Source organism: Rhodococcus sp. DMF-1, assembly GCF_021441945.1.
In the GTDB taxonomy this organism is placed as follows: Bacteria; Actinomycetota; Actinomycetes; order Mycobacteriales; family Mycobacteriaceae; genus Rhodococcus; species Rhodococcus ruber.
This window is the reverse complement of record NZ_CP090442.1, coordinates 5020255-5046980: the sequence shown is the minus strand read 5'-3', so window position 1 is coordinate 5046980 and position 26726 is coordinate 5020255. Positions and strand designations below refer to the sequence as shown.

At 70.5% G+C, this 26726-nt stretch carries 26 protein-coding genes; 7 read left to right on the top strand and 19 right to left on the bottom strand.

The features are described from left to right. Positions 1 to 156: 156 nt before the first annotated feature. From LZP97_RS23120 to LZP97_RS23065, 12 genes are all read right to left on the bottom strand, one after another. Positions 157 to 708 (bottom strand): hypothetical protein, encoded by a 552-nt coding sequence (locus LZP97_RS23120; RefSeq protein WP_048773648.1) that lies wholly within the window; start codon positions 706 to 708, stop codon positions 157 to 159. Beyond that, positions 708 to 1919, bottom strand: a complete 1212-nt coding sequence (locus LZP97_RS23115; RefSeq protein ID WP_048773646.1) for an MlaD family protein — start codon at positions 1917 to 1919, stop codon at positions 708 to 710. The genes LZP97_RS23120 and LZP97_RS23115 overlap by 1 nt, the downstream gene beginning before the upstream one ends. Next, positions 1916 to 2965, bottom strand: coding sequence for an MCE family protein (locus LZP97_RS23110; RefSeq protein WP_048773644.1), 1050 nt, complete (start codon positions 2963 to 2965; stop codon positions 1916 to 1918). The genes LZP97_RS23115 and LZP97_RS23110 overlap by 4 nt, the downstream gene beginning before the upstream one ends. Next, on the bottom strand, positions 2962 to 4098 hold the full coding sequence (locus LZP97_RS23105; protein ID WP_048773643.1) for an MCE family protein: 1137 nt from the start codon (positions 4096 to 4098) through the stop codon (positions 2962 to 2964). The genes LZP97_RS23110 and LZP97_RS23105 overlap by 4 nt, the downstream gene beginning before the upstream one ends. Further along, positions 4089 to 5126 carry an MCE family protein gene (locus LZP97_RS23100; protein WP_200903469.1) on the bottom strand — a complete coding sequence of 346 codons (1038 nt, stop codon included), beginning with the start codon at positions 5124 to 5126 and terminating at the stop codon, positions 4089 to 4091. The genes LZP97_RS23105 and LZP97_RS23100 overlap by 10 nt, the downstream gene beginning before the upstream one ends. Then, the gene (locus LZP97_RS23095; RefSeq protein ID WP_048773642.1) at positions 5123 to 6145 is read right to left on the bottom strand and encodes an MCE family protein; all 1023 of its coding nucleotides are present in this window, start codon (positions 6143 to 6145) and stop codon (positions 5123 to 5125) included. The genes LZP97_RS23100 and LZP97_RS23095 overlap by 4 nt, the downstream gene beginning before the upstream one ends. After that, complete coding sequence (locus tag LZP97_RS23090) at positions 6142 to 7446, bottom strand: MCE family protein (protein WP_234574918.1); 1305 nt, start codon at positions 7444 to 7446, stop codon at positions 6142 to 6144. Before LZP97_RS23090 ends, LZP97_RS23095 begins: the two co-directional genes overlap by 4 nt. After that, positions 7443 to 8303 carry an MlaE family ABC transporter permease gene (locus LZP97_RS23085; protein ID WP_040273608.1) on the bottom strand — a complete coding sequence of 287 codons (861 nt, stop codon included), beginning with the start codon at positions 8301 to 8303 and terminating at the stop codon, positions 7443 to 7445. Before LZP97_RS23085 ends, LZP97_RS23090 begins: the two co-directional genes overlap by 4 nt. Next, entirely contained in the window at positions 8303 to 9112 is an 810-nt protein-coding gene (locus LZP97_RS23080; protein WP_026137959.1) for an MlaE family ABC transporter permease, read from the bottom strand. The genes LZP97_RS23085 and LZP97_RS23080 overlap by 1 nt, the downstream gene beginning before the upstream one ends. Before the next feature lie 58 nt (positions 9113 to 9170). After that, positions 9171 to 10754 carry a fatty-acid--CoA ligase FadD5 gene (fadD5, locus tag LZP97_RS23075; RefSeq protein ID WP_048773639.1) on the bottom strand — a complete coding sequence of 528 codons (1584 nt, stop codon included), beginning with the start codon at positions 10752 to 10754 and terminating at the stop codon, positions 9171 to 9173. 274 nt (positions 10755 to 11028) lie between these two features. Next, positions 11029 to 11808 carry an enoyl-CoA hydratase gene (locus LZP97_RS23070; protein ID WP_048773637.1) on the bottom strand — a complete coding sequence of 260 codons (780 nt, stop codon included), beginning with the start codon at positions 11806 to 11808 and terminating at the stop codon, positions 11029 to 11031. Beyond that, entirely contained in the window at positions 11805 to 12788 is a 984-nt protein-coding gene (locus LZP97_RS23065) for an NAD(P)H-dependent flavin oxidoreductase (RefSeq protein WP_267966267.1), read from the bottom strand. Before LZP97_RS23065 ends, LZP97_RS23070 begins: the two co-directional genes overlap by 4 nt. Positions 12789 to 13037: 249 nt before the next feature. Here LZP97_RS23065 and LZP97_RS23060 point away from each other — a divergent pair, with 249 nt between their 5' ends. Then, positions 13038 to 14315, top strand: a complete 1278-nt coding sequence (locus LZP97_RS23060; protein WP_048773635.1) for a TetR/AcrR family transcriptional regulator — start codon at positions 13038 to 13040, stop codon at positions 14313 to 14315. 95 nt (positions 14316 to 14410) lie between these two features. Further along, positions 14411 to 14887, top strand: a complete 477-nt coding sequence (locus tag LZP97_RS23055) for a DUF4334 domain-containing protein (protein ID WP_017681521.1) — start codon at positions 14411 to 14413, stop codon at positions 14885 to 14887. A 95-nt stretch (positions 14888 to 14982) separates the two neighbouring features. Here the strand turns inward: LZP97_RS23055 and LZP97_RS23050 are convergent, their stop codons facing one another. Continuing rightward, positions 14983 to 15651: a GntR family transcriptional regulator gene (locus LZP97_RS23050; RefSeq protein WP_017681520.1), complete on the bottom strand. Its 669-nt coding sequence runs from the start codon at positions 15649 to 15651 to the stop codon at positions 14983 to 14985. A 3-nt stretch (positions 15652 to 15654) separates the two neighbouring features. Continuing rightward, positions 15655 to 16806, bottom strand: a complete 1152-nt coding sequence (locus tag LZP97_RS23045) for an acyl-CoA dehydrogenase family protein (protein ID WP_010594933.1) — start codon at positions 16804 to 16806, stop codon at positions 15655 to 15657. Between the two features lie 129 nt (positions 16807 to 16935). On the opposite strand from LZP97_RS23045, the gene LZP97_RS23040 reads away from it, so the two are divergent. Together LZP97_RS23040 and LZP97_RS23035 are read left to right on the top strand one after the other, a co-directional pair. Beyond that, a complete protein-coding gene (locus LZP97_RS23040; protein WP_010594932.1) occupies positions 16936 to 18450 on the top strand; it encodes an aldehyde dehydrogenase family protein in 1515 nt (504 codons plus the stop codon). A gap of 5 nt (positions 18451 to 18455) precedes the next feature. Then, positions 18456 to 19430: an oxygenase MpaB family protein gene (locus tag LZP97_RS23035; RefSeq protein ID WP_040273673.1), complete on the top strand. Its 975-nt coding sequence runs from the start codon at positions 18456 to 18458 to the stop codon at positions 19428 to 19430. Between the two features lie 58 nt (positions 19431 to 19488). On the opposite strand, the gene LZP97_RS23030 is transcribed toward LZP97_RS23035, so the two are convergent. From LZP97_RS23030 to LZP97_RS23015, 4 genes are all read right to left on the bottom strand, one after another. Beyond that, complete coding sequence (locus tag LZP97_RS23030; protein ID WP_017681517.1) at positions 19489 to 20988, bottom strand: MFS transporter; 1500 nt, start codon at positions 20986 to 20988, stop codon at positions 19489 to 19491. A gap of 100 nt (positions 20989 to 21088) precedes the next feature. Further along, complete coding sequence (locus LZP97_RS23025) at positions 21089 to 21646, bottom strand: TetR/AcrR family transcriptional regulator (RefSeq protein WP_010594929.1); 558 nt, start codon at positions 21644 to 21646, stop codon at positions 21089 to 21091. Further along, positions 21643 to 22251, bottom strand: coding sequence for a recombination mediator RecR (gene recR, locus LZP97_RS23020; protein WP_010594928.1), 609 nt, complete (start codon positions 22249 to 22251; stop codon positions 21643 to 21645). Before recR ends, LZP97_RS23025 begins: the two co-directional genes overlap by 4 nt. Positions 22252 to 22260: 9 nt before the next feature. Then, the gene (locus tag LZP97_RS23015; RefSeq protein WP_048773633.1) at positions 22261 to 22584 is read right to left on the bottom strand and encodes a YbaB/EbfC family nucleoid-associated protein; all 324 of its coding nucleotides are present in this window, start codon (positions 22582 to 22584) and stop codon (positions 22261 to 22263) included. A 76-nt stretch (positions 22585 to 22660) separates the two neighbouring features. Here LZP97_RS23015 and LZP97_RS23010 point away from each other — a divergent pair, with 76 nt between their 5' ends. Beyond that, a complete protein-coding gene (locus LZP97_RS23010; protein ID WP_072786557.1) occupies positions 22661 to 23419 on the top strand; it encodes an Rv3717 family N-acetylmuramoyl-L-alanine amidase in 759 nt (252 codons plus the stop codon). On the opposite strand, the gene LZP97_RS23005 is transcribed toward LZP97_RS23010, so the two are convergent. Beyond that, entirely contained in the window at positions 23416 to 23850 is a 435-nt protein-coding gene (locus tag LZP97_RS23005; RefSeq protein WP_010594925.1) for an SRPBCC family protein, read from the bottom strand. The genes LZP97_RS23010 and LZP97_RS23005 overlap by 4 nt on opposite strands. Before the next feature lie 136 nt (positions 23851 to 23986). On the opposite strand from LZP97_RS23005, the gene LZP97_RS23000 reads away from it, so the two are divergent. Together LZP97_RS23000 and LZP97_RS22995 are read left to right on the top strand one after the other, a co-directional pair. Then, entirely contained in the window at positions 23987 to 25420 is a 1434-nt protein-coding gene (locus LZP97_RS23000) for an FAD-binding oxidoreductase (RefSeq protein ID WP_010594924.1), read from the top strand. Continuing rightward, a complete protein-coding gene (locus LZP97_RS22995; protein WP_010594923.1) occupies positions 25417 to 26718 on the top strand; it encodes a class I SAM-dependent methyltransferase in 1302 nt (433 codons plus the stop codon). The genes LZP97_RS23000 and LZP97_RS22995 overlap by 4 nt, the downstream gene beginning before the upstream one ends. Positions 26719 to 26726 lie beyond the last annotated feature (8 nt).

Below are 26726 nucleotides of genomic sequence, written 5' to 3'. Positions count from 1 at the left end.
GCCACGGTCCGGGCAGGATCGGCAACATCCCGGTAGGCACCCGCTTCCACCCGGGCGATCGTGGCGTCCGCGTTGAGCGCGGCCTGCGTGAGCCTCCGGCCCGATGCTCCGTCGCCGGACCCGGTCAGGTCCGCCACGTCGCCACCTCGCAGATCGTCACTTCGCGTCCGCTCCCTGCAGCAGCCACCGGTCGTCCACCCGGTCGAGGGTGATCAGGAACCGTGTCGCGTCGACCCGCCCGTCCGGCACCGCGACGTTCTTCACGTCCTGGTCGAGGAACACGAGCACCGTCGCGCGATCCGCGTCGAGTGTCTCGACCGCGGCGTGCGACACGGTCGCGACGGAGACGCCCTGCCCGTTCTCCACGAGCCCGCGCAGGTCTCCCGCCACCGCGCGGTACTTGTCCGCGAACTCGGGGGTGGAGACGTCGGTGACCGCGGCGAGCGCATCGTCGAAGTGCCGGTAGTCGTAGGTGCCGAGCGCGATCGCGTACTCCCGCGCCCGTTCGAGCGCACCGGCCCGTAGGTCCTCGGCCTGCTCGGCCTGCCACCACCGGAAGCCGCAGAAGCCGGCGGCCGCGGTGAGCAGCACGATCAGGACGAGCAGCAGCCGTCGCCGCGGCCGGGAGCCCGGGGGCCCCGGGTCCGGCGGCGCGGGCGTGGCGGTGTCGTCGACGGCGGATTCGGTGGTGGATTCGGTGGTCGGCATCAGTTTCCCAGTCCTTCCAACAGCTTCTGCCAGTACTGCAGTACCTCGACGCCGGTGGGGACGAGCAGCGGATCCTCCGCCATGTCCGGTCCGGTCACCATTGCGGGGGTGGTCTGGTGTTGCAGGCCGAGGTCGTCGGGTCGTGGCGCGACGCGGGCGCCGCGCTGGGCGAGATCCTCGCCCGGCGGGCAGTACAGGGACAGGTTCGGGGTGCGGGGGCTCTCGTCGCCGACAGTGCGGCGCTGCGTGTCGTAGTAGCAGACCGGCCCCTGCGTGGCGACGAGCGAGAAGTCGCCACGGTCGCCTTCGACCACCGAGGTCAGGTCGCCGAGCGCCGCGGGGATCGAGTCGAGGCCGGCTGCCAGGGCCGGGGTGCGCGGGGCGAGCACGTCGCCCACGGTCACCAGGTTCGTCAGCAGCAGCCCGTAGTCGTCACGGGTGTCGGCGAACAACCGCTCCGTCTTCGCGAGGGCCTCCGGCGACCGGTCCAGCAGGTACACGAGCGCGTCCCGGCTACCGGCGAGTTGGTCGGAGACGTCCCGCACGGCCCGCATCGCGCCCGGGAAGGTGCCGGAGTTCTCGGCGAGCGTGTTCACCAGGTCGACCCCCTGCTCCAGCAGTGCCGCGAGGGTCGGCGCCCGTTCCGACGCCATCGTCGAGAGTGCATCGGCGTTCTCGAGCAGGGCCTGCAGGTCGGGCCCCGTACCCGCGAGTGCGGTGCCCCAGGTCTCGCCGAGCGTCGCGACCGATCCGGGATCGATGCTCTCGACGAGTGCGCTCATCCGGACGAGCATCTGGTCGAGCCGCAGTCCCTGCGCGTCCGCCGGCACCTCGAGGGTGTCGCCGTCGGTGAGATAGGGACCCTCGGCGGTCTGCGGTTCGATGTCGAGGGTGATGATGCCGATCGCGGTGCCCGTCGCGACGCGGCCCGTGCTGCCCACGGGGATCCGGGTGTCCGGATCCAGCGTGAGCACCGCCGTCGACCCGCGACCGCCGTCGTCGATCGTCACCGAGTCGATCTCCCCCACCGCGACCCCACGGTAGGTCACCGTCGTCCCGGGACCGATACCGCGCGCGTCGACCAGGTGCGCTCGCACCTCGAGGCCACCGCCGATGCTCTGCGGGCCGAGGACGTAGCGGACACCGAACGCGGTGGCCAGCAGACCGAGCACGACGAACAGCGAAACCTGCACCAGCACCGGCCGTTTCATCGGAGTCCTCCCTGGAGCAGGTCCGGCAGCCCCGACGGGACGGTGACCGGCGGCGAGGCGGCGGGCATCGGGACGCCGCCCGTGAGCAGCATGTCGATCGCTCCCGGCACGTCGAACGCGCCGTCGAACAGCAGATAGTCGCCGTGCACGGACCGGTTGAACCCGTCGACGAAGGCATCCATGTTGGTCAGCGCAGAGCCGACCGTCCGGTTGAAGTCCCGGATTCCGGCGAGGATCTCGGCGATGTCGTCGACGGATCCGCCCATCCGGCCGGAGTCGGCCATGATCGCGTCCAGCGACGTCAGCATCGTGGACGTGCTCGACACCAGGGACCGTAGGTCCGCTTCCTGCGCCGCGAGCAGGTCGACGATCTCCGCGCTGCTCGCGATGCCGTCGTCGATCAGCTGCTGTTGCTGCGCCAGCCGGGCCGTGACGTCGTCGGCGGCGCGCAGCGTCCGGGCGAGGTGATCGCCGTTGCCGGCCGCGAGCGCCATCGTCCGGTCCATCCGTTCGAGTAGGGTGCGGATCTTGTCGCCGCGACCGCCGAACGCGGTCGTGAGCTCGGTGGTGATCGTGCGGAGTTCGTCGAGGCCGCTGCCGCTGACGATCTGTCCCAGCATCGCGAACGTGGCCTCGAGCTCGGGGCCCCGCTCCGTCCGCTCGATGACGTCCCCGTCGGCGAGCGGCTCCGGTGACGGCTGCCCGGGCAGGTCGATCTGGACGAACGGGCTGCCGAGCGCGGACGGCAGCCGCACCGACGCGGCGACGTTCGCGGGCAGTTCGGCCCACTCGCTCATGCTCAGTTCGAGGAAGGCACGGCGGCCGTCCGTGGAGATCGACCGCACGCGGCCCACCACGGCCTGCCCGACGCGCACCTCGGTGCCGGGATCGACGCGGTCCGCCCCGTCGAACACCGCTGTCACCCGGTAGGTTTCGCCCTCGCCGCTGCGCCCGATCGGCAGCTGCTGCAGGCCCACGCCGCACCCCGTAGCCGCGACCGCCGCCGCGGCCAGGACGGCGGCGAGCCCGGCCGTGCGCCGGTTCATCGGCCGCCTCCCAGGGCCCGGTCCAGCGACTGGGGCACGAGATCCCGGAAGGGATCGGACAGGTCGATCGGGACGGTGATCGGGTTGGTGAATCCCGCTCCGGTGCACAACGGCAGCTGTTCCCGCTCGCACAGCTCCCTCGCCCGCGGGAACTGACCGATCCGGGTGGAGATGTTCAGCCGGATGCGGGCGGTGGTGTTCTCACCGATGGTGTTGTCGATGTTCTGCATCGTCAGCGGCAGCACGTCCAGCAGCTCCGCGAGATCGGCACGGTGCTCGGCGAACAGCCCGGTGAGCACCTGCGCGTCGGCGACGACGGCGTCGATGTCCTGCCCGCGGGCACCGAGCAGGGTGTCGAGCCGGTCCAGGATCGTCGTCAGCCGGCCGATCGGCCCGGCGACGTCGAGGTTCTGCCGTTGCAGCTCGGCGCCCAGGTCGGACAACCCGGTGGCCAGTTCGGACAGCGAGCCCTGACGGGCGTTCACGGCCTCGACCGCGATCCCGAGGTCGTCGACGAGCGCCCCGATGTCCTCGGATCGGGCGCCGACGACGGAACTCGCGGCACCCACCGCACGCAGCGCCCGGTTGATCTCGGGTCCGAGCCCCGCGGTGGCACCGGCGGCCAGGTCGAGGGTCGAGCCCAGCGCGCCGGCGTCCGGCCCGAGCGCCGCCGCGATGGTGTCGACGCTCTCGAGCAGTTCGTCCCAGTTGATCGGTGCGTGGCTGCGTTCGGGCGGGATGACGTCACCGTCCTCGAACCGGGCCCCGCCCGCATAGGCCGGGCTCAGTTCGACGAACCGGTCGCTGATGATCGACGGATTCATCACGAAGGCCGAGACGTCGGCGGGCAGGACGATGTCGTCGGGGATCCGCATCGTCACGGTCACGACGGTGCCGGCCGGCTCGACCGATTCGACCGTGCCGACGGGCAGCCCCAGGACGGCGACCTTGCTGCCGGGATAGACACCGCTCACGGACGCGAATTCGGCGGTCACGGTCCGGGCACGATCGGTGCCGACGAAGACGTACCAGGCCGCCGCCGCGCACACCACCGTGACGACGCCGATCGCGAGCCCGCGGAGCGCCCAGGTTGTCCGGGTGGTCACTGCCGTCCGGGTGGTGGTCACCGGCATCCCTCCATCACGCCGAGCGCGCACAGCAGGTTGTCGGGGATGGGGCCGGCGGGGGCGTGCACGTCGACCCAGTTGCCGTTGCCCGACGCGTCGGCGGCGGCACGCAGCGCCGGCGGCAGACGGGTCATCAGCACATCGATGTTCTCGGCGTTGCGGTTCAGCGTGTCGGTCACCGAACGCAGGTTGACCAGCAATGCGTCGATCTCCGCGGAGTTGTCCTCGAGGAAGGCGGCGGTGCGCTCGGTCAGCAGGCGCAGGTCCGCCACGAGCTGCCCGAGCGCGTCCCTGCGGGCGGCGAGCACCGACACGACGGTGGTCGCGTTCTGCACCAGCGCCGCGACGTCCTCGCTCTGCCCGGCGACGATCGCGGAGAGCGAGCGCGACGCCTCGAGCAGTGAGTGTATGCGGGCGTCGTTGCGCGACAGCATCTCTGCTGCGGCGGTGGCGCCGGCGAGGGCGTCGGCGAGCTGGGCCGAGTCGGACGGGACGGTGTCGGCGAGCGTCCGCATCATCGCTTCGAGTCCGGGCACGTCGAGATCGCGGGCCACCTGCCCGGCGTCCGCCGCGATCTGGTCGAGGCTGTACGGAACGGAGGTGCGTGCCAGCGGGATCCGGCCCTCGGGGAGTTCCCCGGCCCCGGCCGGAGTCACCGACAGGTAGAGCTTGCCGAGGATCGTCTTCAGCTTCACCTCGGCCGCAGTGCGATCGCCGAGCGGTTGGCCGCCGTCCACCCGGAACGTCACGACGACCCGGTCCGTTCCCAGCCGCAGGTCCTCGACCCGCCCGGCGGGCACCCCGGCCACGTAGACCGGGTCGTCGGGTTGCAGCCCCGCCGCGTTCGCCAGTTCCGCCGTGTACTCGTCGGTGCGGAGGAGGTAGGTGACCCGCGGTGCGGCGAGGGCGACGGCCATCACCGCCGCGACGAGGACGATGCCGACGGCCCCCACCACGAGCGGGTCGGCGGTCCGATCGTGCCGGCCCGCGAGCATCGCGAGTGCGGCGTCGCGGATCCGTCGCACGGCGCTCATCGGCACACCTCCGAGTAGGCCGGGCCGAAGAGGTTGACCTCGGCGTCGTGGCTCTTCACCGTGAAGTTGCACATGTAGAGGTTCAGCCAGCCGCCGTAGTCGCCGATGCGGTTGATGTTGCCGGCCAGCTCCGGAAGGCCGCTCATCACCTGATCGAACTGTCCGGTCCGGGGGATCCACGCGTCGGTCATCGCCCGCAGGTCGGTCACCGTGCTCGCGAGCGGGGCCGTCGCGCCGGCGACGAGTGCGGCGGCGGCACGGACGGAGGTGGAGCCGCGCTCGACGAGCACAGCGAGCTGATCGCCGTCCCCGGCCAGGGCGTCGCTGACGACGGCCAGTCCCGAGATCAGGCGACCGACGTCCGTACTGCGCCGGTCCGCGACGGCGACGAGCGTCTCGAGGTTGGCGGCGAGGCTGTCGAAGATCTGCTCGTGCTCGACGAGGTCGCTGCTCACCGACGCGATGTGCAGCAGCAGCGAATCCAGTGTGCTGCCCTGCCCCTGGAACGCCTCGACGACGGCGGTGGCGAGTGTGTTCACCTGGGCGGGGTCGATCGCCTCGAACAGCGGCTCGAACCCGTTGACGAGCGCGGTCAGGTCGACCGGCGGCGACGTCTGCCCGACCGGGATCGTGCCACCGTCGGGCAGTACGGTGCCGGTTCCGTCCTCGGGCAGCGTCAGCGCGACGTACCGGACGCCGATCATGTCGCCGTAGTGCACGTCGGCAGTGACGTCCGTGGTGAGCTCGAACTCCGATTCCACCTCGAAATCGACTACTGCTCTTGATGTTCCGTCGTCCTGCGGCGCGAGTGTCACGTCGGACACGCGCCCCACCCGCACACCGGCGAGCGTGACGTCGCTGCCGGGGCCGAGCCCCTCGACGTCCGTGAACTCCGCGGAGTATGCGCGGGTGGACCCGGCGATCGTCCTGTCGAGGGTGTTGCCGACGACGACCGCCGCCAGTACTCCCACGGCGCAGAACGCCGTGAGGCGCACTCCCGGTCCGAGCAGCGAGTTCACGAGACTTCCACCTCCGTGCCACGGACGAGCGGCGCGAGCAGGATCGACGCGGCGGTGGACGGATTCGTCCCCGTGGCCGCGGGATCGGACGGGTCGGCACCACCTGCGATCTGCTCCAGGTATCCCAGCGGCTCCCGCTCCGCGGCGGCCGAGAGGACGGGCTGCCGGTCGATCGGGCTCGTCCGGACGGGATCGTCGCAGTTCGCGCCGTCCATGCCGGGATACCGGGGGCAGTCGGCGGCGGTGTACGGCATCGGATCCGAGAAGTCCGCGACGGCGGTGATGTCGAACCGCCCGGTCGCGAAGACTCGTGCGCCGGCGTCGCCGAAGGTCGTGAGATGCCGCAGGGTGTCGTCGAGCCCGACGGTGTCGGCCGCGAACGTCTCGAGCACCGGCGCACCGTCGCGGACGACGGCGATCATCCGCTCGGTGTTCTGCGCGATCAGGGTGGAACCGTCGGCGGCCAGGGCGGCTCCGCCGCGCAGCAGGCGTGCCACACCGTCGCGGCGTTCGAGGGCGATCTCCGAGAGCTCCGCCGCGTTCTGCAGGGTCGCGACCAAGTCGTCGGTGGCCGCGGCCATCGACTCGGTCACCGCGGCGAGTTGCGGTGCGGAGGCCAGTCCCTCGTCGATCAGCGGGCCGAGCTGCTCGGTGAGCGCGACGCTGCGGTCGAGGGTGCGGCCGAGGGATTCGCCCCGTCCCGCCAGGGCCTGGCTCATCGCGTCGAGGGTGACGGCGAGCAGGTCCGGCCGCAGTTCCCGCAGGAGATCGGTGGTGGTGTAGTACAGGTTCGCCAGCTGCACCGCCTCGGCGGAGGTGTCCACCGGGATCTGTGTGCCGGCCCGCAGGCGGGGCCCGGTTGCAGGGTCCGCGGCCGGGACGAGTTCGAGGAAGACGTCGCCGAACAGGGTGCGCGGCACGATGCGGAGCTGCACCGAGGCGGGAATGTTTCGGAGCGCGCGGGCGTCGAGTCGCATCGTGATCCGTGAACTCGCGAGGCCCGCCTCGAGGTGCACGAGCCGGCCGACGTGCACGCCCCGGTACTGCACCCCGGCGGCGCCGTGGATCACTCCCGCGCCCGCCGGGACCACCGCGGTGACTTCCGGCTCGCGCGAGAGTCCGCCCGACCCCGAGGCGACGAGCAGGGCCCCCGCGACGGCGACGACCACGACGGCGACGACCCCGACGAGAGCCGCTCCCGCCCTGCCGGTTCCGTCTCGGCGCCGGCGACGGCTCTCGCGCCGCGGTGAGGGCGGCGCCGTGACGGCAGGACCCGACGCCGTCGCCTGCTGGGTCGTCACGACAGCCCCATCCCCGGCACGGTCGGCACGAGCCCCCACAACGCGAACGTCAGGACCACGTCGGTGACACCGATGGCCAGGATGCTGGTGCGCAACGCGCGCCCGGCCGCGCGACCGACCCCCTCCGGTCCGCCGGTGGCGTGGTATCCGTAGGAGCAGTGCACGAGTGCCACGATCATCGCGAACACCACGGCCTTGGTCAGCGAGTACCACAGGTCGGACGGGCCGAGCGCGAGGTGGAAGTAGTAGTCGTAGGTGCCCGCGGAGTTGCCCTGGAAGGTGACGACGACGAGCCGGGTGGCGACGTACGCCGACAGCAGGCCGACCATGTAGATCGGGACCACGCAGACGGCGGACGCGATCAGCCGTGTGCTGGCGAGGAAGGGCACCGACCGCACGGCCAAGGCGTCCAGCGCGTCGATCTCGTCGGAGATCCGCATGGCGCCGAGCTGGGCGGTGAAGCCGGTGCCGACCTTCGCCGCCAGCGCGACGGACGCGACGACCGGGGCGAGTTCACGGGTGTTGGCGATCGCGGACAGCATTCCCGACAGCGACGTCATGCCGATCAGCTCGAGGCCGCGCTGGGTCTCGACGCCGACCATCATCGCGGCGACCGCGGACATCGCGAAGACGATGCCGATGGTGCCGCCCCCGGCGAGCAGCGAGGCATAGCCGAAGCCGACCTCCCCCACGTGGTACGTCACGTGCTTGTGGTACCGGCGCAGCGCTGTGGGAATGCCTGCGACCGTGTGTATCCCGAACAGCACGTGGCGGCCGACGGTGGCGAACCCGTCGACGACGCCGGTCACCGACCGGTGGACGCCGCGCACCCGGGTGACGGTGGAATGGGACAGCATCAGTAGGTCCCCACGGCCGGCACCATCACGGTGTACATCTGGGACAGCACGGTATTGACGACGAACACCATCACGAAGGCGAGCACGACGGCCTCGTTGACGGCGTCGGCCACGCCGCTCGGGCCGCCCTTGGCGTGCAGGCCCTTGAACGCGGCGATGAGGGCGGAGGTGATCCCGAAGAACGCCGACTTCACCATCGCCATCACGAAATCCGACAGCCGGCCGTACTCGGTCAGCGTGCGCAGGAAGCCACCGCCCGAGGCGTCGTCGACGTAGATCTCGTACAGATAGCAGCCGCCGACACCCACGAGCGTGACGAGCGCGCAGAGCATCACCGACACGAGGATCGAGGCGAGCAGCCGCGGCACGACGAGCCGCTCGACCACGTTCAGCCCCATCACCTCCATCGCCTCGATCTCCTCGCGGATGGTGCGGGAACCCAGGTCGGCGCAGATCGCGGAGCCGCCGACCCCGGCGAGCATGAGTGCGCACACCAGCGCCGCGGCCTGACCCACCACGACGAACGCGACGATCGCGCCGGAGTACCCGCCGGCGCCGAGCCGGCCGGCGAGGGAGCCGACGGAGACCGCGATGAGCACGCCGACGGGCAGCATCAACAGCAGCGCCGGGCCGCTGCACACCTTCGCGACGAACAGCGCCTGTGTGATCGTCTCGCGGAGCGAGAGTCGACGGCCGGCGACGACGCGCACGGTGGTGGCGAGGGTCTCCACGGAGAACCCGACCAACGCACCGACCTGGATCGCCAGGTCGTGCACCGGCCCCCTCGCCTCGGGCAGCTCGAACGTCACTCCCATACCCCCGTACGCGTCATCGCGGCCTCCCGTCCCCCGACGGCTCCTCGGCGTCTCAGCCCTGGACGACCGCCGACAGGCCGCCGCGCAGCTGGTGCTTGACGACCTTGCCGCTGGCGTTGCGCGGCAGGGCCTCGACGATCACGACGTCCTTCGGATGCTTGTAGCGGGCGAGCCGCTCGTCGAAGAACGGCTGCAGCTCGTCCAGGGGAAGATCGTCGTGGCCGGGCCGCAACGCGATCACCGCGACCGGCACCTCGCCCCACTTCGGATCCGGACGTCCGATCACGGCGGCCTCGAGGATCTTCGGATGCGAGAACAGCACGTTCTCGACCTCGGCGCAGTAGATGTTCTCGCCGCCGGAGATGATCATGTCCTTCTTGCGGTCGACGACGTAGACGAAGCCCTCGTCGTCGACGCGCACGAGGTCGCCGGAGTGGAACCAGCCGCCGTGGAACGCATCTGCCGTCGCGGCCGGGTTGTTCCAGTACTCGCTCATCATGGTGGGTCCGCGGTAGACGATCTCGCCGACCTCACCGGGGGCCACGTCGTTCATCTCGTCGTCGACGACCCGCGCCTGGATGGTGGGAATGACCCGGCCGACGGAGCCGAGCTTGCGCAGCGCGTCCTCGCCGTCGAGCACGCAGGTGATGGGTGACATCTCGGTCTGGCCGAACACCGCGACGTTCGACGCGTCGGGGAACGTCTCGGCCATCGCGCGCAGGATCGTGTCGGACGACGGCGCAGCGCCCCAGGAGATGTTGCGCAGGGCCAGCTTCCGCGGGTTCGCCTGCTGTGCCGCGCACACCGCCTGCCACTGCACCGGCACCAGGAACAGGTTGGTGACCTGCTCGGCCTCGAGGACGTCGAGCAGCTCGTTCGGGTCGAACGCCCCCACCGGATGGATCACGGTGGCGACGCCCAGCATCAGGTTGGGTGCCATCGCACCGAGAGCCGCGATGTGGAACATCGGCGAGGCGCAGAACCCGACGCCGGACTCGTCGAACAGGTGGAACGCACGGATGCACGTGAGGGCCTGCGCGGACATGTTGCTGTGGGAGAGCACCGCGCCCTTGGGCCGTCCCGTGGTCCCGGAGGTGTACATAATCAGGGCCGGGGTGTCGTCCGGAACGTCGACCGCCGGGTGCGGCTCGCCGGTCTCGGCGACCAGGTCCTCGTAGGCGAGGCTGTCGCCGTCCGGGGCCCCGCCGACGGTGATGGACAGGCCGAGCCCGTCGCTCTCCGCGCGGACCGCGGCGGCCAGCGGAGCGAGGGGTGCCTCGACCACGATCGCCGAGGCCCCGCTGTCGTTCGACAGGTACGCCACCTCGGGCGCGGTGAGACGGAAGTTGACCGGCACGGCGATCGCGCCGAGAGCGTTCGCGGCCAGCACGGTTTCGAGGTATTCGGGGCGGTTGAGCATGAGCACGACGACCCGGTCACCGAAGCCGACGCCGCGCCGCGCGAGGGCACCGGCGAGCCGCTCGACCCGGTCGTGCAGCTCCGCCCACGTGATCGACCGGCCCTGGAACCGCAGCGCGGTGCGGTTCGGGATCATCAGGGCGTGCCGCTCGAGGTGGTTGTTCCAGTTGTTGCGACGCAGGCGCTGGGTCTCGGCGAGGGTGGAGGCGGTGACCATGAGGATTCCTCTCGGGGCGTGGCGGAGGTGCCGACGGGACGCGATCCGGGTTCTCGATGTGAGGCACATTACAGGCAGCGCCCCTGTTCGGCCAGCATTTTGTTAATGGTGATTCTCAGGGAGACAACCGGTTGAGGAGGGCGCGGGCGCCCGCAGCACGGAGCGCGTCTCGCATCGAATGATATTGTCGCCCAACGTCTTAACAGGGCAGTCCGACCGGGACGCAGCCGGGCGGCGACCGGGGTTCCCGCGCCGGTAAGTGCACGGCCTGTCGTCAGGGGAAACGCGGGGATCGCTTCTCGAGCATGGCCATGGCCGCCTCGGCGAAGTCCGCCGAGGCGAGCAGCTCGGTCTGGCCGCTCTTCTCCCGGGCCAGCGCGTCGTCGAGCAGGCCGAGCGTGGTGGCATGAAGTGCCCGCTTGGTCAGTTCGAAAGCGCGCCGTGGTTTCGTCGCCGTCCGAGCCGCCACGTCCGCGACATGCGCGGCGAACTGCGCGTCGGGCAGGGTGCGCGCGACGAGGCCGAACCGGTCGGCATCCGCGGCCGACACCCGCTCGCCGAGCAGCGCCATCTCCGCGGCCCGCGCACGCCCGACCGCCGCCGGGACGAGCAGGCTCGCTCCGCCGTCGGGCATCAGCCCCATGTTCACGAACGACAGCAGGAAATAGGCGCTCTCGGCGGCATAGGTGAGGTCCGCCGCAACAGCCATCGACACGCCCACGCCCGCGGCGGGGCCGTTGACGGCGGCGATCACCGGCACCGGAACCGTCGCGATGGATCGGATCACCGCGTTCGCGACGTCCATGACCTCGGCCGGATCGGCCGGGTTCGTCGCTGCCGCAGCGAGATCGGCGCCGGTGCAGAACGCCGTTCCCGCACCGGTGAGGACGACGGTGCGGACCCGGGGATCGGGGCCGGCCTCGTCCAGCGCGGCGCCGAGCGCCCGCATGGTCGGCAGGTCCACGGCGTTCATCCGCTTCGGCCGGTCGATGGTCAGCCGCAGGATGCCGTCGGCGAGTTCCGAGCGCAGCCCCTCCCCGGTCGGTGTGCTCACGCCCCGACCCCCTGTGCCACGAATCCGCGGAGCCGGTCCTCGATGATCGACTCCGCCTCGGACACCATGCGCTCGACGAGTTCGGCCACGGTCGGGATGTCGTCGATCAGGCCCTGGCTCTGTCCGGCCGTCCAGATGCCCGCCTCGAGATCGCCGTCCTCGAACACCTTCCTGCCCCGGGCGCCGGCGACGAGGTGCGCGATGTCGCCGAACTCCGCTCCGCGCGATTCGATCTCGACGACCTCCGCGCTGACCGAATTCGCCGCCACGCGGGCGGTGTTGTGCAGGGTGCGGAAGATGAGCCGGGTGTCGCGTTCGGTGTTGGCGACGATCTGTTCCTTGACCGCGTGCGCGACGGGCGACTCGACGGTGCACATGAACCGGGTCCCCATGTTGACCCCGTCCGCCCCGAGGGCTAGCGCGGCGACGAGGCCGCGGGCGTCCGCGATGCCACCCGAGGCGATCACCGGGATCTGCAGCTGCCGGCTGGCGACGGGGATCAGGACGAGTCCGGGCACGTCGTCCTCGCCGGGATGACCGGCGCACTCGAATCCGTCGATGCTGACGGCGTCCACTCCGACGCGTTCGGCCTTGAGCGCGTGCCGCACGCTCGTGCACTTGTGGACGACCTTGACGCCGGCGTCCTTCAGGTGGGGCAGGTGGTCGACGGGGTTGGACCCGGCGGTCTCGACGATCTTGATACCCGACTCGACGATGGCCTGCCGGTACTCGGCGTACGGCGGCGGGTTGATCGACGGCAGGATCGTGAGATTGACACCGAAGGGCTTGTCGGTGAGCTCGCGGGTCCGGGCGATCTCCTTCACGAGGTCCTCGGGCGTCGGCTGGGTGAGCGCGGTCAGGAAGCCCAGAGCGCCGGATTCGGCCACGGCGGCGACGAGTTCGGCGCGGCCGACCCACATCATCCCACCCTGGACGATGGGGTGCTCGACCCCGAATGCCTCGGTGAATCGGGTTCTCACTGGACCTCCTCGGATCCTGGACCTGCGCCGCGACGCGCATCGGACGGACACGTCCGGCGCAGCGGCCGGACACCGTGGTGACATCGGGAATGCTCGTTAACTTTCGCGGTGCGCAACCGCGTTTGTCAAGGGTTCTCCGCTGGCCTTTCCGTGGGGCGTGGCCCTCCGATTCGCCGACGCAGATATGGTGTTGGCCGCTAACGTGTGCGATAGGCTGCCGGCATCACGCCCGGCATGAATGGAGGTACGGTGGCGGAGCAGACCCGGGCCGGTTCGCGGGCGACGCGGACACGGTCGACCGCCCGCACGGCGACCGAGGGAGCACCGGCTCCGCGACGACGGCCGAAGAACCGCAAGGCACAGATCGCGGCGGTCGCCGCCGAGGCGTTCAGCGAACGCGGGTACCACGGTGTCGGGATCGACGAGATCGCTGCCGCGGTCGGCATTTCCGGCCCCGCCCTCTATCGGCACTTTCCCAACAAGTACGCGTTGTTCCGCGACGCCGCCCTGAGCCTGGGCACGACGCTCGGGACGGCGGTCGCCGAAGCGGACGCCGCGAGCCCCTCGAGCGCCGACCCCGGCGAACGCCTCGACGGCCTGCTGCTCGCCGCGATCCGCACCACCGTCGAATGCCGCCGCACCGCCGGGCTCTACCGATGGGAGAGCCGCTATCTCACCGCGCCGGACCGCGACGCGGTCCGGCGAGAGATCTGGGGGGTCAACCGCCGGATCGGGGCCGCGCTGGCGGCCCTGCGACCCGGGCTCCCGGAACCGGACAACGTCATCCTCAGCGCGGCCATGCTCAGCGTCGTCGGCAGCATCACCGCACACCGCGCCCCGCTGGCCAACCGCCGGATCGAGCGGCTGCTGCTCGAGGCCTGCCGGTCGGTCGCGCGTGTCCGTCCGGCGACGACCGACCGGTCACACGACGAGCCGGCCCGTGTCCCGGGCCTCGCCGTCGCCAACAAGCGCGAGGTGCTGCTGCACGAAGCGATCCTGCTCTTCTATGCCCGCGGGTACCACGACGTGAGCATCGAGGAGATCGGCGCGGCGGCCGGCATCAACGCCTCCGGCGTCTACCGGCACTTCGCGAGCAAGGCCGACCTGCTCGCCGCGGCCTTCCACCGGGCCGCGGACCGGCTCGCCGTCGCCGTGAACGGCACGCTGGCCGACTCCACAACCCCGGCCGAGGCACTGTGCTCCCTGACCCGCGTGTACGTCCAGTTGTCGTTCGCCCGCAGCGAGCTGATGGTCGTGTACTTCACCGAGATCGGAAACCTGCCCGATGCACACCGCACCGACCTGCGCAACATCCAGCGGCTCAACGTCGAGGAGTGGGCCCGCCTGCTCGGCGAGGTACGTCCGGCCCTGTCCGCCGTCGAGTGCCGATTCCTGGTGCACGCCGCGCTCAACCTCGTGCTCGACGTCGGACGTCTGTTGCACTTCGACGCCACCCCCGCCAACGAGACCCGCGTGCAACAGCTCATGCTGGCGACCCTTCTCGGCGACCCGGCGGCGGACGCGTGACGCGCACGGCACTCGCCGCGGTGGTGCGGGAGTACGGCGCGGACCCGCAGCGATGCCGTCGAGGCAGTACTCACCTTCGACCGTCAGGAGTGACCATGACCGTGGCCGACGAGCTGGCCGCACTGCGCCGCCGCACCGACACGATCTCGCCGCGCGAACTCGACGACCTGTGGGCGCGCCTCGAGCCCGCCCGCATCGACGATCTCGTCGGATACCGCTGGCGCGGATTCAGTTTCGACACCGGCCACCGCACCCACACGCTGCTGGGCAAGGCCCGGTGGTACGGCAAGCAGTTCGCCGCCGCCCACGACGTGCAGCCGCTGATGTGCCGGGACGCGAGCGGTGAGCTCTACTCCGACGTCGAAACCGGGCGCGGCGAGGCGTCACTGTGGGAGGTCCGGTTCCGCGGCGAGGTCACCGCCACGATGGTCTACGACGGTATGCCGGTGTTCGACCACTTCAAGAAGGCCGACGACGACACGCTCGTCGGCGTCATGAACGGCAAGGGCGGGCTCGTGTTCGACGCGGGCGAGCACTACTGGTTCGGTCTCGAACGCGACATCGCGCTGTAATCCCCTGCACCGCAAGCCTTCCGCCGGACACCCCCACGCTCCACAGGACCGAATGTGACATCCGGTCGATGTGATCGACCGGATGTCACATTCGGTCACTCGGGGCGCCGGTCCAGGTGCTCGAGCAGCCGGCGGACCGCATCGTCGAACTGCCCCGCGGTCTGCGCGATCACCTCGTCGCGGTCCCCCCTGCGGAACGCGTCGATCAAGCGGGCGTGCGAGTCGACGGCCGACCGGCCCCACTCCGGGTCCGCGGTGTAGAGCCGGTACGGGGTGTAGCGGGCCGCGCTGTAGAGGAACCAGGCGAGCTTCGGGCTGTCCGCGATCCGGTTGACCTCGCGATGGAATTCGAACTCCGCAGCGGCGATCCGGTCGGCGTCCGACGACGAGACCGCGCACCGTAGCGCATCGTTCAGCGCGGTGAGCCGATCGAGGTCCGCAGCGTCCGCGACCCGCAGCACGCGCACCGCCAGTTCCACCGCGATCTGTTTCTGCAGCCAGAAGATGTCGGCGACGTCACCCCGCCCGAGCGGCGAGACGACGTAACCGCGGTTGGGCACCGACTCCACGAGACCTTCCCCCCGCAGGGTCAGCAGCGCTTCCCGGACCGGGGTGACGCTGACCCCGAGTTCGGCTGCGGTCTCGTCGAGCCGCACGAAGTCGCCGGAGCGCAGCGCGCCGGAGATGATGAGGCCCCGCAGGTGGATCGCGACCTCCTCCGAAAGCTGAGGCCGTCGCCGCAGGGAACGGGCCGGTGCCGCCATCGTCTACAGTCCGTAGCTCTTGCCGATGATGTCGCGCTGGATCTCGTTGGTGCCGCCGAAGATCGTCGACACGATCGTCCGGCGGACATGGTGCTCCATGTCGAACTCGGTGGCGTACCCGTATCCGCCCATCATCTGCATGCCTTCGAGGGCCGTCTTCTTCGCGACCTCGGTGGCCTTGAGCTTGACCATGGACGCCTCGCGCGGAAACAACGTGCCCGGGTTGTCGTCGACGAGCCGCGCGACGCGGTACACGAGCAGGCGCGTGGCCTCGATCTCGGTGGCCAGGTCGGCGACGCGATGACGGATGGCCTGGAACGTGCCGACCGGCCGGCCGAACTGCTTGCGTTCGGTGACGAACTGCAGGGCGTCGTCGAAGGCGCGCTGCGCGGTGCCGAGCATCATCGCGGCCAGGATGAGCCGCTCGGTGTTCAGCCCGGCCATCAGCTGGGTCCAGCCGTTGCCGACCTCGCCGACGACGGCGTCCGCCGGCAGATGCACGTCGGTGAGGTAGAGGTCGTTGACCTCCTTGCCGCCCATGGTCTCGATGCCGCTGATCTTCAGCCCCGCGGTGCCGGCCGGCAGGTGGAACATCGTCAGGCCCTGATGCTTGGCGCCGCTGCGGTCGGTGCGGGCAACGAGCAGAATGTTGTCGGCGAAGTGCGCGTTGGAGCACCAGGTCTTCTGGCCGTTGATCAGCCAGCCGTCGTCGACCTTCTCGGCGCGGCAGGTCAGGGCGCCGACGTCGGATCCCGCCTCGGGTTCGGACATGGAGATGGACTGGGATCGACCCTCGACGATGCCGCCGAGCACGGTCTCCTTCTGCGCCCGGGTGCCGAACTTCTCGTAGGCGGCGCCCGTGATGAGGGTGGGGCCGATGCCCCCGATGGGTGCCATGCCCCGTGTGCTCTGCTCGAGCAGGATGCACAGGTCGACCGTGCTGCCGGCGGAGCCGCCGAACTCCTCGGGCACCGTCACGCCGAGCCAGCCGAGCTCGGCCATCTTCCGGTAGAGCTCCTGGTTGTGGCTGTGCTTGCCGTGGTCGGTGAGGGCGTCTCGCTGTTCGCGGGTGCCGACCTCCCGTCGGCAGAAATCGGCGACGGCTGCGGCGAAGTCCTGCTGCTCGGGAGTGAATTCCGTCAGGTTCGTGTGCATGGGATCGGCCTCCTGGCCTGGACAATTAGTGGGGGGTTGTCGACACCGGGCGCGCCGCCTAGTGTGATATCCACGACAGTGAATCACATCAAATATATTTGATGTGGCCCAGCGAAGGAAGCGTCGCCCATGACCCAGGAACTCACGCCCGCCGATACCCAGTCCCCGGCCCCTCCGGGGGATACCTTCGCGAGTCTCGACCCGCGCAACGGATCCGTCCTCGCCGAGTATCCGATCGCCGGTGCCGCCGACGTCGCCGCCGCCGTCGACCGCGCGCGTTCGGCGGCCCGATGGTGGGCCGACCAGGGCTTCCGGGGCCGCCGCGACTGGCTGCTCGAGTTCAAGCAGGCCGTCGCCGCCGACGCCGAGCCCCTCGCGGCCCTCGTCTCCGCCGAGACCGGCAAGCCCCGCGGTGACGCCTTCCTCGAGGTGATGCTCGCGATCGAGCACCTCGACTGGGCCGCCCGCAACGCCAGGAAGGTGCTGCGCCCGCGCACGGTGCCGTCCGGTCTCGCCAGCGCCAACCAGCGGGCCACCCTCGAGTACCAGCCGCTCGGCGTGATCGGCGTCATCGGACCGTGGAACTACCCGGTCTACACCCCGATGGGCTCGATCTCCTACGCCCTCGCCGCCGGCAACGCCGTGGTGTTCAAGCCGTCCGAGCTGACCCCCGGCGTGGGTAAGTGGCTCGAGGAGAAGTGGAACGGGCTCGCCCCGACGCAGCCGGTGTTCCAGGTGATCACCGGCCTCGGCGAGACCGGGGCGGCACTCGCCCGCTCCGGCGTCGACAAGGTCGCCTTCACCGGCTCCGGCGCCACCGCCCGCAAGGTCATGGCCGTGTGCGCCGAGACCCTCACCCCGCTCGTCGCCGAGTGCGGGGGCAAGGACGCGATGATCGTCGCGGAGGACGCCGACCTCGACAAGGCCGTGGAGATGGCCGCGTTCGGAGCGTTCGGGAACGCGGGCCAGACCTGCGCCGGCGTCGAACGCATCTACGTCGTCGAGCCGGTCTACCGGCAGTTCCTCGACAAGCTCACCGCGACCATGGAGCGGGTGCGCCCCGGCGGCAGCGACGACGCGAGCTACGGTCCGATGACCCTGCCCCGGCAGATCGACATCGTGCGCGGCCAGATCGACGACGCGCTCGAGCACGGCGCCCGCGCCGTCGTCGGCGGCCGCGAGTCCGTGCACGACCGTTACGTCGACCCGGTGATCCTCACCGACGTCCCGGAGCGGTCCTCGGCGGTGTGCGAGGAGACGTTCGGCCCGACGGTGGTGGTCAACAAGGTGCGCGATCTCGACGAGGCCGTCGAGCGCGCCAACGCCACCGACTACGGTCTCGGCGCGTCGGTGTTCACCAAGGACCGCGCGCGTGGACGGAAGATCGCCGACCGGCTGCGCACCGGCATGGTGTCGGTGAACTCGGTGCTCGGTTTCGCGGGCATCCCGTCGCTGCCGTTCGGTGGCATCGGCGAATCCGGATTCGGCCGCATCCACGGCGCCGACGGCCTGCGCGAATTCAGCCGCCCCAAGTCGGTGACCGTCGAGAGGTTCCGGGCCCCGCTGAACCTGCTCACCCTCGAACGCACCGCGCGGGACATGAAGATCGCCGCGTGGATGCTCCGCACCCGGCACGGGCGGTGACGCGGATGACGTCGACCTCCCCCGACCGCACCCGGGAACGCACGCGCGGGGCGTCCGTCGTCGCCCGCCCCGACGCCCGGACCGAGAAGGCCGCCACCTTCCCCGCGCCGAACCAGGACCCGCACGCCGGATTCGGGCGATTCGGCTGGCTGAAGGTGATCGAGGGCCTGGACCCGGTCACCCACCATCAGGACATCCTGCGGATCACCGCCGGGTACGAGTTCCCTTGGGACTACCAGCGGTCGCTCGAGTTCGCGCTGTTCCGTACCTACTGTGTGCCGAGCATCTCCGCGCTGCTGGCCCGCACCGGCGAGTTCGAGCACCGCCCGCAGAAGCGCTACGACGACACCGCGATCCTGATGTCCGAACTCGTCGAGCACGGGTACGACTCCGACCGGGGTCGCGAGTCGCTGCGCAACGTCAACCGGATGCACGGCAGGTATTCGATCGACAACGACGACATGCTCTACGTCCTCTCGACGTTCGTCTACGACCCGATCGACTGGATCGACCGCTACGGCTGGCGGCGGCTGCACCCGCACGAGCGTCTCGCCTCGTTCCACTTCTACCGGCAGGTCGGAATCCGGATGGGGATCAAGAACATTCCGGAGTCGTACCAGGACTTCCAGCGGTTCAAGCTGGACTACGAGGACGAGCACTTCACCTACAGCGACGACAACCACCGCATCGGCACCTACACCCTGCGGCTGTTCCAGTCGTGGTACCCGAAGGTGCTCGCACCCGCCGTCGCCACGGCCGTGTACTCGCTCATCGACGAGCGGATGGCGGCGGCATTCGGGTTCCCGCAGGGGTCCCCGCGGGTCCGGGCCGTCGCGGAGGCCGCGCTGCGGGCCCGTTCGGCGGTGGTACGCCGGCTGCCGAAACGACGGACCTCGATGGCCGCGAGCAATCCGAGCAACCGCACCTATCCGGGGTACCCGGAGGGCTACCGCCTGCGGGACCTCGGCGTGGAGTACTAGACCCGGGGAGGGAGGAGGCCGGTTCGCCGCCGGCACGCGGGCGGCGGACCGGCGTTACTCATACGGAAGGCACCTCGGAGGTGACGTGCTCGACGGGCCGCCGGTTCGCCGCCGGCAGCGCGAGCGCGGCCACGAACACCACCACCGCGCAGGCAGCGCACGCCAGGTAGGCGATCGAGAAGCCCGCCGCGGCGATGCCGCCGTTCACCAGATGCGCCGCAAGGACGGTCGCGACCACGGCGCTGCACACCGTGCTGCCCGTGGTGCGCAGCAGCACGTTGACGCCGTTCGCCGCGGCGGTCTGCTCGAGCGGGACCGCACCCATGATCAGCACCGGCAGTGTGCAGTACACGAGTGTGGTGCCGATGGCGGCGACACCGAGCGCCACCACCACCGACCACAGCGGCTTGTCGGGCACCGCATGCAGCGAGTAGCCGCCCAGCAGGAACAACGCGCCGGCCAGCATGGGGACCTTCGTGCCCCACCGGTCGGACAACCGCGCCGCGACGAGGGCGAACGACATCATCGCGAAGCTCGCCGGCAGCTGGCACAGGGCCGCGAGCAGGATCGGCAGCCCGTACCCGGCGCCGTGGTCGGGGTCGGCCTGCAGCAACTGCGTGGTGATGAGGGTGTTGCCGTAGAACGCGAACCCCACCAGCAGGGCGGCCAGGTGCGGCATCAGGACCGTGCGCCGCGCCGAGGCCCGCAGATCGACGAGCGGATTGCGGTTGCGCAGCTGCTGGAATCCCCACAGTCCGAACAGCACGACGGCGGCGGCGAACATCGACAGCACGGCGGGGCTGGTCCAGCCCCAGGTGCTGCCCTGGGTGAGGGGGACGAGCAGGCTCACCAGCGCGGCGCTCAGGCCGACCGCGCCGACGCCGTCGAACCGGCCGCCGGTGCGGGTGCGGGACTCGCGGATGAACACCGCGGCCGCGGTCGCCACCGCCGCGCCGATCGCGGTGGTGACCCAGAACAGCACGTGCCAATCCGCGAACTGGACGATGGCGGCGGCGAACGGGATGCCCAGCGCGGTGCCCAGGCCGAGGGTGGAGCTGAGCAGGGCGACGGCGCGTCCGACGCGGTCCCTCGGCAGTTCCTCCCGCAGGATCGACATGCCGATCGGAATGACCGCCGCGCCCGCGCCCTGCAGACCGCGGGCGGTGATGAGGACCGCGATGTTCGAGCTGATCGCGCACAGCAGCGATCCGACGGTCATCAGGACGAGCGCGACGAGCAGCATGCGCTTCTTGCCGACCATGTCGGCGAGCCGGCCGAAGATCGGGGTCATCACGGCCCCGACCAGCAGGGTGGCGGTCACCAGCCACGACACGGCCGTGGTGCCGGCGCCGGTCAGCGCCGGCATGCTCGGCAGCAGCGGCACCATGACCGTCTGCATGATCGCCTGGAAGATCGCCCCGACCGCGAGGATCGGGAAGACGAAACGCGACGGCCGGGGCGCGACCGCCGTCGCCGCCCCGCGGGCGGGCGGCCCGGCGAGCGACCGGTCCGGCCGGGATCCGCGCAGCCGGAGGGGGTGGGTGGACACGTACGCCATCGGCCCTCCTCCGCGCGGGGTGAATAATTGTTTACCAGGCTAAGTGAATAGCCGTTTACCCCGCAACAGAGGTGACCCGCATCTCACTCCGGGCCGTCGGTCACTCCGCCCCGTCGAGCAGCTCCTGCACCAGCGGCGCGTACCGCGCCACCACGTCCGGCACCGAACCGGTGGCGCGCTCCGCGAGCATGCGCCGCCGCATGATCGCCAGACCCATCACCATCGACATCGCCAGCTCCGCCCGCAACCGTGCATCCGGGCCGGGCAGGCGTGCCGCGAGCGCGTCGATCATCTGCTTCGAATAGTTCTCCCGGAGCTTGCTGTTGCTCTCCTCGCTCGCCCCGCTCATGAACAGGATGTTCATCGAGAGCGGCTTGTACGGTTCGAGCGGCCGCGCCAGCATCGACACCATCCGCTCCCCCAGCTGTTCGAGGGGACCGTCGAACAACACGTCCGCCGCGCTCTGGAAGTCGACCAGCGCGTCGAACAACTGCTCCTTGGAACCGAAGTACTTGATGATCAGCGCCGGGCTGACGCCGGCGTCCTCGGCGATGTCCTTGAGGGTGATCTCGCGGTACGGACGCGTCGCGAACGCCATGCCGGCCGCGTCGAGGATCCGGCGGCGCGTCTGCTCCCCGGTGCGTCTCGGGGCGGTCACAGTGTGCGTCGGCCCGAGAGCGCCCGCCCGAGGGTCAGCTCGTCGGCGAACTCGAGGTCGCCCCCCATGGGCAGACCGGACGCCAGCCGCGTCACGGTCAGGCCGGGGAAGTCCCGCAGCATCCGCACGAGGTACGTCGCCGTGGCCTCGCCCTCCGTGTTGGGGTCCGTCGCGATGATCACCTCGGTGACGTCGACGCCGTCCTCCTGATTGCCGATGCGGGTGAGCAGCTCACGGATCCGCAACTGGTCCGGACCGATGCCGCTGAGCGGATCGAGGGCGCCGCCGAGCACGTGGTAGCGCCCACGGAACTCGCGGGTGCGCTCGATGGCCTGCACGTCCTTCGGCTCCTCGACCACACAGATCTGGGTCCGGTCCCGGCGCGGATCGGAACAGATCCGGCACCGCTCCTGATCCGCCACCGTGCCGCACACCTCGCAGAACCGGACGCCGTCGCGCACCTGCTGCAGGGCCGCCTGCAGCCGGTCGAGCTCCGGCGGCTCGACCGACAACAGGTGGAACGCGATGCGCTGGGCGCTCTTCGGACCGATGCCCGGCAGCTTGCCGAGCTCGTCGATCAGGTCCTGGACCGGTCCCTCGTACACGTGACTCCTCTAGAAGCCGGGCAGACCGGGAATGCCGCCGCCGAGCCCACCGGCCAGGGGGCCGAGCTTCTCGGAGGCGATCTCCTGCGCCTTCGCCGACGCGTCGGCGATCGCGCCGATCACCAGGTCCTGCAGCGTCTCCACGTCCTCGGGGTCGACGACCTCGGGGTTGATCCGAAGGCCGACGACCTCACCGGTCCCCTTCACCGTCGCCGTCACCAGGCCGCCACCGGCCTGGCCGGTCACCTCCGCCTGCGCCATCTCCGCCTGGGCGGCCATCAGCTGCTGCTGCATCTGCTGCGCCTGCGCCAGGAGCTGCTGCATGTCGGGCATTCCACCGGGTTCCACAGGCATGTCCTTTCGCGGGATTTCGCAACTCAGGGTAGTCCGTCCCCGGTACCGTGACGGAATGCGCGTGCGTGGACTGTCCCGCCGGATCACCGTCGCCGCCACCTGCGTGCTGGCCCTGTCCCTGCCGGGAGTCCCCGCGACCGCGACCCCGGACCTGCCGCTGACCGGCCGCACCGTCTTCCTCGACCCCGGCCACAACGGCACCAACGACGCGAGCATCACCGCCCAGGTGCCCACCGGCCGCGGCGGCACCAAGAACTGCCAGACCACCGGCACCAGCACCGACTCGGGCTACGCGGAACACACCTTCAACTGGGACGTCGCGATGCTCGTGCGCGCCGAACTCGAGGAGCTCGGCGCGCACGTGCTGCTCAGCCGCCCCGACGACGCGTCCGTCGCGGCCTGCGTGGACCGGCGCGCGGAAGAGGCCAACGCCTCCGGCGCGGACGTCGTGGTCAGCCTGCACGCCGACGGCGGCCCCGCCGACGGGCGCGGCTTCCACGTCAACTACTCGGCGCCCCCACTCGACGAGGTGCAGGCCGGCCCGTCCGTCGCCCTCGCCGTCGCCGTGCGCGACGCCCTCGTCGACGCCGGACTGACCCCGTCCACGTACCTCGGCACCGACGGCCTGCTCGGTCGCGACGACCTGGCCGGACTCAATCTGGCCCGACGGCCGTCGGTGCTGGTCGAGCTCGGCAACATGCGCAACGCGACGGACGCCGCGACGATGACCGATCCCGACGGGCGGCAGCGTTACGCCACCGCCGTCGTCGCCGGGATCGTCGCGTTCGCCGGCGACCCCGCCGACGCCCTCTAGTCCAGTTCGCGCTTCAGGTTCGCCAGCACCTGCTCCTGGATCTTGCGCAGCCCGAGCGGCGCGAAGGTCTTCTCGAAGAAGCCGCCGATGCCGCCCGCACCCTTCCACTCGGTCAACGTCACCACGGTCGAACCGGTGCCGTTGGGCACCACGCTCCACGTGGTCACCAGGGACGAGTTCGCGTCCCGCTCGGTGATCGTGCTGCCCGAGACCGCCACTCGCGCCTCGACGTCGCGAGCCCGCTTCTTCGTCGCCTGCAGGATCCAGTGCACGACCGTGCCGTCGCCGCGACCACCCGAGAGCACCCGGTAGTCGCGGTACTGCTCCGGGAGGATGCGCGGACGCACCGACTCGTAGTCCGCGAGGGCCTCGAGCACCCGCTCCGGCGCCGCGGCGAGCTGAATCGAACTGCTGGCGCTTACCTGTCCCACTGTTCCTCCTGTTGCCCGTGGGCCGCTCGGAGCGCGGCCGTCACCGGTTCCCATCCTGCCTGCTGCATCGTCGCGCCCGGGCGGGCCCGCGGGGCTATTGTGAAGGTCGCCACCGTGCGTCGCCCCAGGGAGTCGTATGCAGAAGCCGAAGTCAGTCGTAGTCCCGAGCGGAGAATCCGCACATCGGGCGGGTGTCGAGCGCCTGTTGCGTTCCTACCGCGCCATCCCTGCCGACGCCCCCGTGCGCCTGGCGAAGAAGACCTCCAACCTCTTCCGGGCCCGGGCCCGGGTGAACGCGCCCGGCCTCGACGTGTCCGGCCTCGGCGGCGTCGTCTCCGTCGACCCCGTCGCGCGCACCGCCGACGTCGCCGGCATGTGCACCTACGAGGACCTGGTCGACGCGACCCTGCCCCACGGCCTCGCACCCCTGGTGGTGCCGCAGCTGAAGACGATCACGCTCGGCGGCGCGGTCACCGGGCTCGGCATCGAGTCGACCTCCTTCCGCAACGGCCTGCCGCACGAGTCGGTCCTCGAGATGGACATCCTCACCGGCGCGGGCGAGATCGTCACCGCCACCCCCGACGGTGAGCACGCCGACCTGTTCCACGGTTTCCCCAACTCCTACGGCACCCTCGGCTACGCCACGCGCCTGCGCATCGAACTCGAACCGGTGAAACCGTACGTGGCGCTGCGGCATCTGCGGTTCGACTCGCTCGACGAGATGCAGTCGGCCCTCGACCGCATCGCCACCGAGCGGGTGCACGCCGGGGTGCCGGTCGACTACCTCGACGGGGTGATGTTCTCCGCCGCGGAGTCCTACCTGACCCTCGGGACGCAGACCGACGCCCCCGGCCCGGTCAGCGACTACACCGGCGAAAACATCTACTACCGCTCGATCCAGCACGCATCCGTCAACCATCCGCGGACCGACCGCCTCACCGTCCGGGACTACCTGTGGCGGTGGGACACCGACTGGTTCTGGTGCTCGCGCGCCTTCGGCGCCCAGGACCCCCGGATCCGGCGGCTGTGGCCGAAGCGCCTGCTCCGCAGCAGCTTCTACTGGAAGCTGATCGCCCTCGACCACCGCTACGGCGTCGCCGACCGTATCGAGCGGCGCAAGGGCAACCTGCCGCGCGAACGCGTCGTGCAGGACATCGAGGTGCCGATCGAACGGACCGCCGAGTTCCTGCGCTGGTTCCTCGACGAGATTCCGATCGAGCCGGTCTGGCTGTGCCCCTTGCGGTTACGGGAGGGCGGCCCGGTGGCGCGCGACGCCCAGCGGCCGTGGCCCCTGTACCCGCTCGAACCGAAACGCACCTATGTCAACGTCGGCTTCTGGTCGTCGGTCCCGGCCGTTGCCGGCGAGATCGAGGGCGCCGCGAACCGTCGCATCGAACACAAGGTCGCCGAGCTCGACGGCCACAAATCGCTGTACTCCGACTCGTACTACACGCGCGCGGAGTTCGAAGAGCTCTACTACGGCGGCGGGGACTATCCCGCCCTGAAGAAGCGTTACGACCCCGAATCCCGTTTGCTTGACCTCTTCTCGAAGGCGGTGCACAACAGATGACCACGTTGCGAGAACCAGGCATTCCCGACGGCCGGCTCACGCTCGCCCAGATTCTCGAGACCGTGACCGGCGGCGAGCTGCCGGTGCGGTTCACCGCGTACGACGGCTCCAGCGCCGGCCCGGCGGACGCCCCGTACGGCCTGCGGTTGACCTCCACGCGCGGCACGACCTATCTGGCGACGGCACCCGGCGACCTCGGCATGGCCCGCGCCTACGTCTCGGGTGACCTCGAAGCCGAAGGCGTCCATCCCGGCAACCCGTACGAGCTCCTGAAGGCCCTGGGCGACTTGCACTTCCAGCGTCCACCGGCACTGACGCTCGCGCAGATCGCCCGCTCGCTGGGGTTGGAGACGCTCAAGCCCATCGCGCCGCCCCCGCAGGAGCACCTGCCGCGCTGGCGCCGGTTCGCGGAGGGGCTCCGGCATTCGCGCAGCCGTGACGCCGAGGTGATCCACCATCACTACGACGTCTCCAACGCGTTCTACGAGCACGTCCTGGGCCCGTCCATGACGTACACGTGCGCGCTGTTCGACTCCGAGGCGCAGAGTCTCGAGGACGCACAGGAGAACAAGTACCGCCTCGTCTTCGAGAAGCTGCGGCTGCAGCCCGGGGACCGTCTCCTCGACATCGGCTGCGGCTGGGGCGGGATGGTGCGGTACGCGGCACGGCGCGGCGTCAAGGCACTCGGCGTCACCCTGTCGCGGGAGCAGGCGGAGTGGGCGCAGAAGGCCATCGCCGACGAGGGACTCACCGACCTCGCCGAGGTCCGCTTCTCCGACTACCGCGACGTGCCGGAGACGGGCTTCGACGCGATCTCCTCGATCGGGCTGACCGAGCACATCGGCGTGCAGAACTACCCCACGTACTTCCGGCGGTTGCACGACAAGCTGCGCGAGGGCGGCTTGCTGCTCAATCACTGCATCACCCGTCCGGTCAACCGCGGCCCCGTCAAGGCCGGGGGCTTCATCGACCGGTACGTCTTCCCCGACGGGGAACTCACCGGCTCGGGGCGCATCATCACCGAGATCCAGGACATCGGCCTCGAGGTGCTGCACGAGGAGAACCTGCGCCAGCACTACGCGCTGACCCTGAAGGGCTGGTGCGAGAACCTCGTCGCCAACTGGGACGCGTGCGTCGCCGAGGTCGGCGAGGGCACCGCCCGCGTGTGGGGCCTGTACATGGCCGGTTCCCGCCTCGGCTTCGAACGCAACGTCGTGCAACTGCACCACGTCCTGGCCGTCAAGCTCGGCCCGGATCAGGAGCCGAACGTCCCGCTGCGCCCGTGGTGGGTCGCATAGGCCGCTCC

Coding starts and splice junctions, on each gene's coding strand:
- LZP97_RS23120 (WP_048773648.1), bottom strand. CDS start 708: ATGCCGACCACCGAATCCACCACCGAATCCGCCGTCGACGACACCGCC.
- LZP97_RS23115 (WP_048773646.1), bottom strand. CDS start 1,919: ATGAAACGGCCGGTGCTGGTGCAGGTTTCGCTGTTCGTCGTGCTCGGT.
- LZP97_RS23110 (WP_048773644.1), bottom strand. CDS start 2,965: ATGAACCGGCGCACGGCCGGGCTCGCCGCCGTCCTGGCCGCGGCGGCG.
- LZP97_RS23105 (WP_048773643.1), bottom strand. CDS start 4,098: ATGCCGGTGACCACCACCCGGACGGCAGTGACCACCCGGACAACCTGG.
- LZP97_RS23100 (WP_200903469.1), bottom strand. CDS start 5,126: ATGAGCGCCGTGCGACGGATCCGCGACGCCGCACTCGCGATGCTCGCG.
- LZP97_RS23085 (WP_040273608.1), bottom strand. CDS start 8,303: ATGCTGTCCCATTCCACCGTCACCCGGGTGCGCGGCGTCCACCGGTCG.
- fadD5 (WP_048773639.1), bottom strand. CDS start 10,754: ATGGTCACCGCCTCCACCCTCGCCGAGACCCAGCGCCTGCGTCGCAAC.
- LZP97_RS23055 (WP_017681521.1), top strand. CDS start 14,411: ATGACCGTGGCCGACGAGCTGGCCGCACTGCGCCGCCGCACCGACACG.
- LZP97_RS23050 (WP_017681520.1), bottom strand. CDS start 15,651: ATGGCGGCACCGGCCCGTTCCCTGCGGCGACGGCCTCAGCTTTCGGAG.
- LZP97_RS23045 (WP_010594933.1), bottom strand. CDS start 16,806: ATGCACACGAACCTGACGGAATTCACTCCCGAGCAGCAGGACTTCGCC.
- LZP97_RS23040 (WP_010594932.1), top strand. CDS start 16,936: ATGACCCAGGAACTCACGCCCGCCGATACCCAGTCCCCGGCCCCTCCG.
- LZP97_RS23035 (WP_040273673.1), top strand. CDS start 18,456: ATGACGTCGACCTCCCCCGACCGCACCCGGGAACGCACGCGCGGGGCG.
- LZP97_RS23030 (WP_017681517.1), bottom strand. CDS start 20,988: ATGGCGTACGTGTCCACCCACCCCCTCCGGCTGCGCGGATCCCGGCCG.
- LZP97_RS23015 (WP_048773633.1), bottom strand. CDS start 22,584: ATGCCCGACATGCAGCAGCTCCTGGCGCAGGCGCAGCAGATGCAGCAG.
- LZP97_RS23010 (WP_072786557.1), top strand. CDS start 22,661: ATGCGCGTGCGTGGACTGTCCCGCCGGATCACCGTCGCCGCCACCTGC.
- LZP97_RS23000 (WP_010594924.1), top strand. CDS start 23,987: ATGCAGAAGCCGAAGTCAGTCGTAGTCCCGAGCGGAGAATCCGCACAT.
- LZP97_RS22995 (WP_010594923.1), top strand. CDS start 25,417: ATGACCACGTTGCGAGAACCAGGCATTCCCGACGGCCGGCTCACGCTC.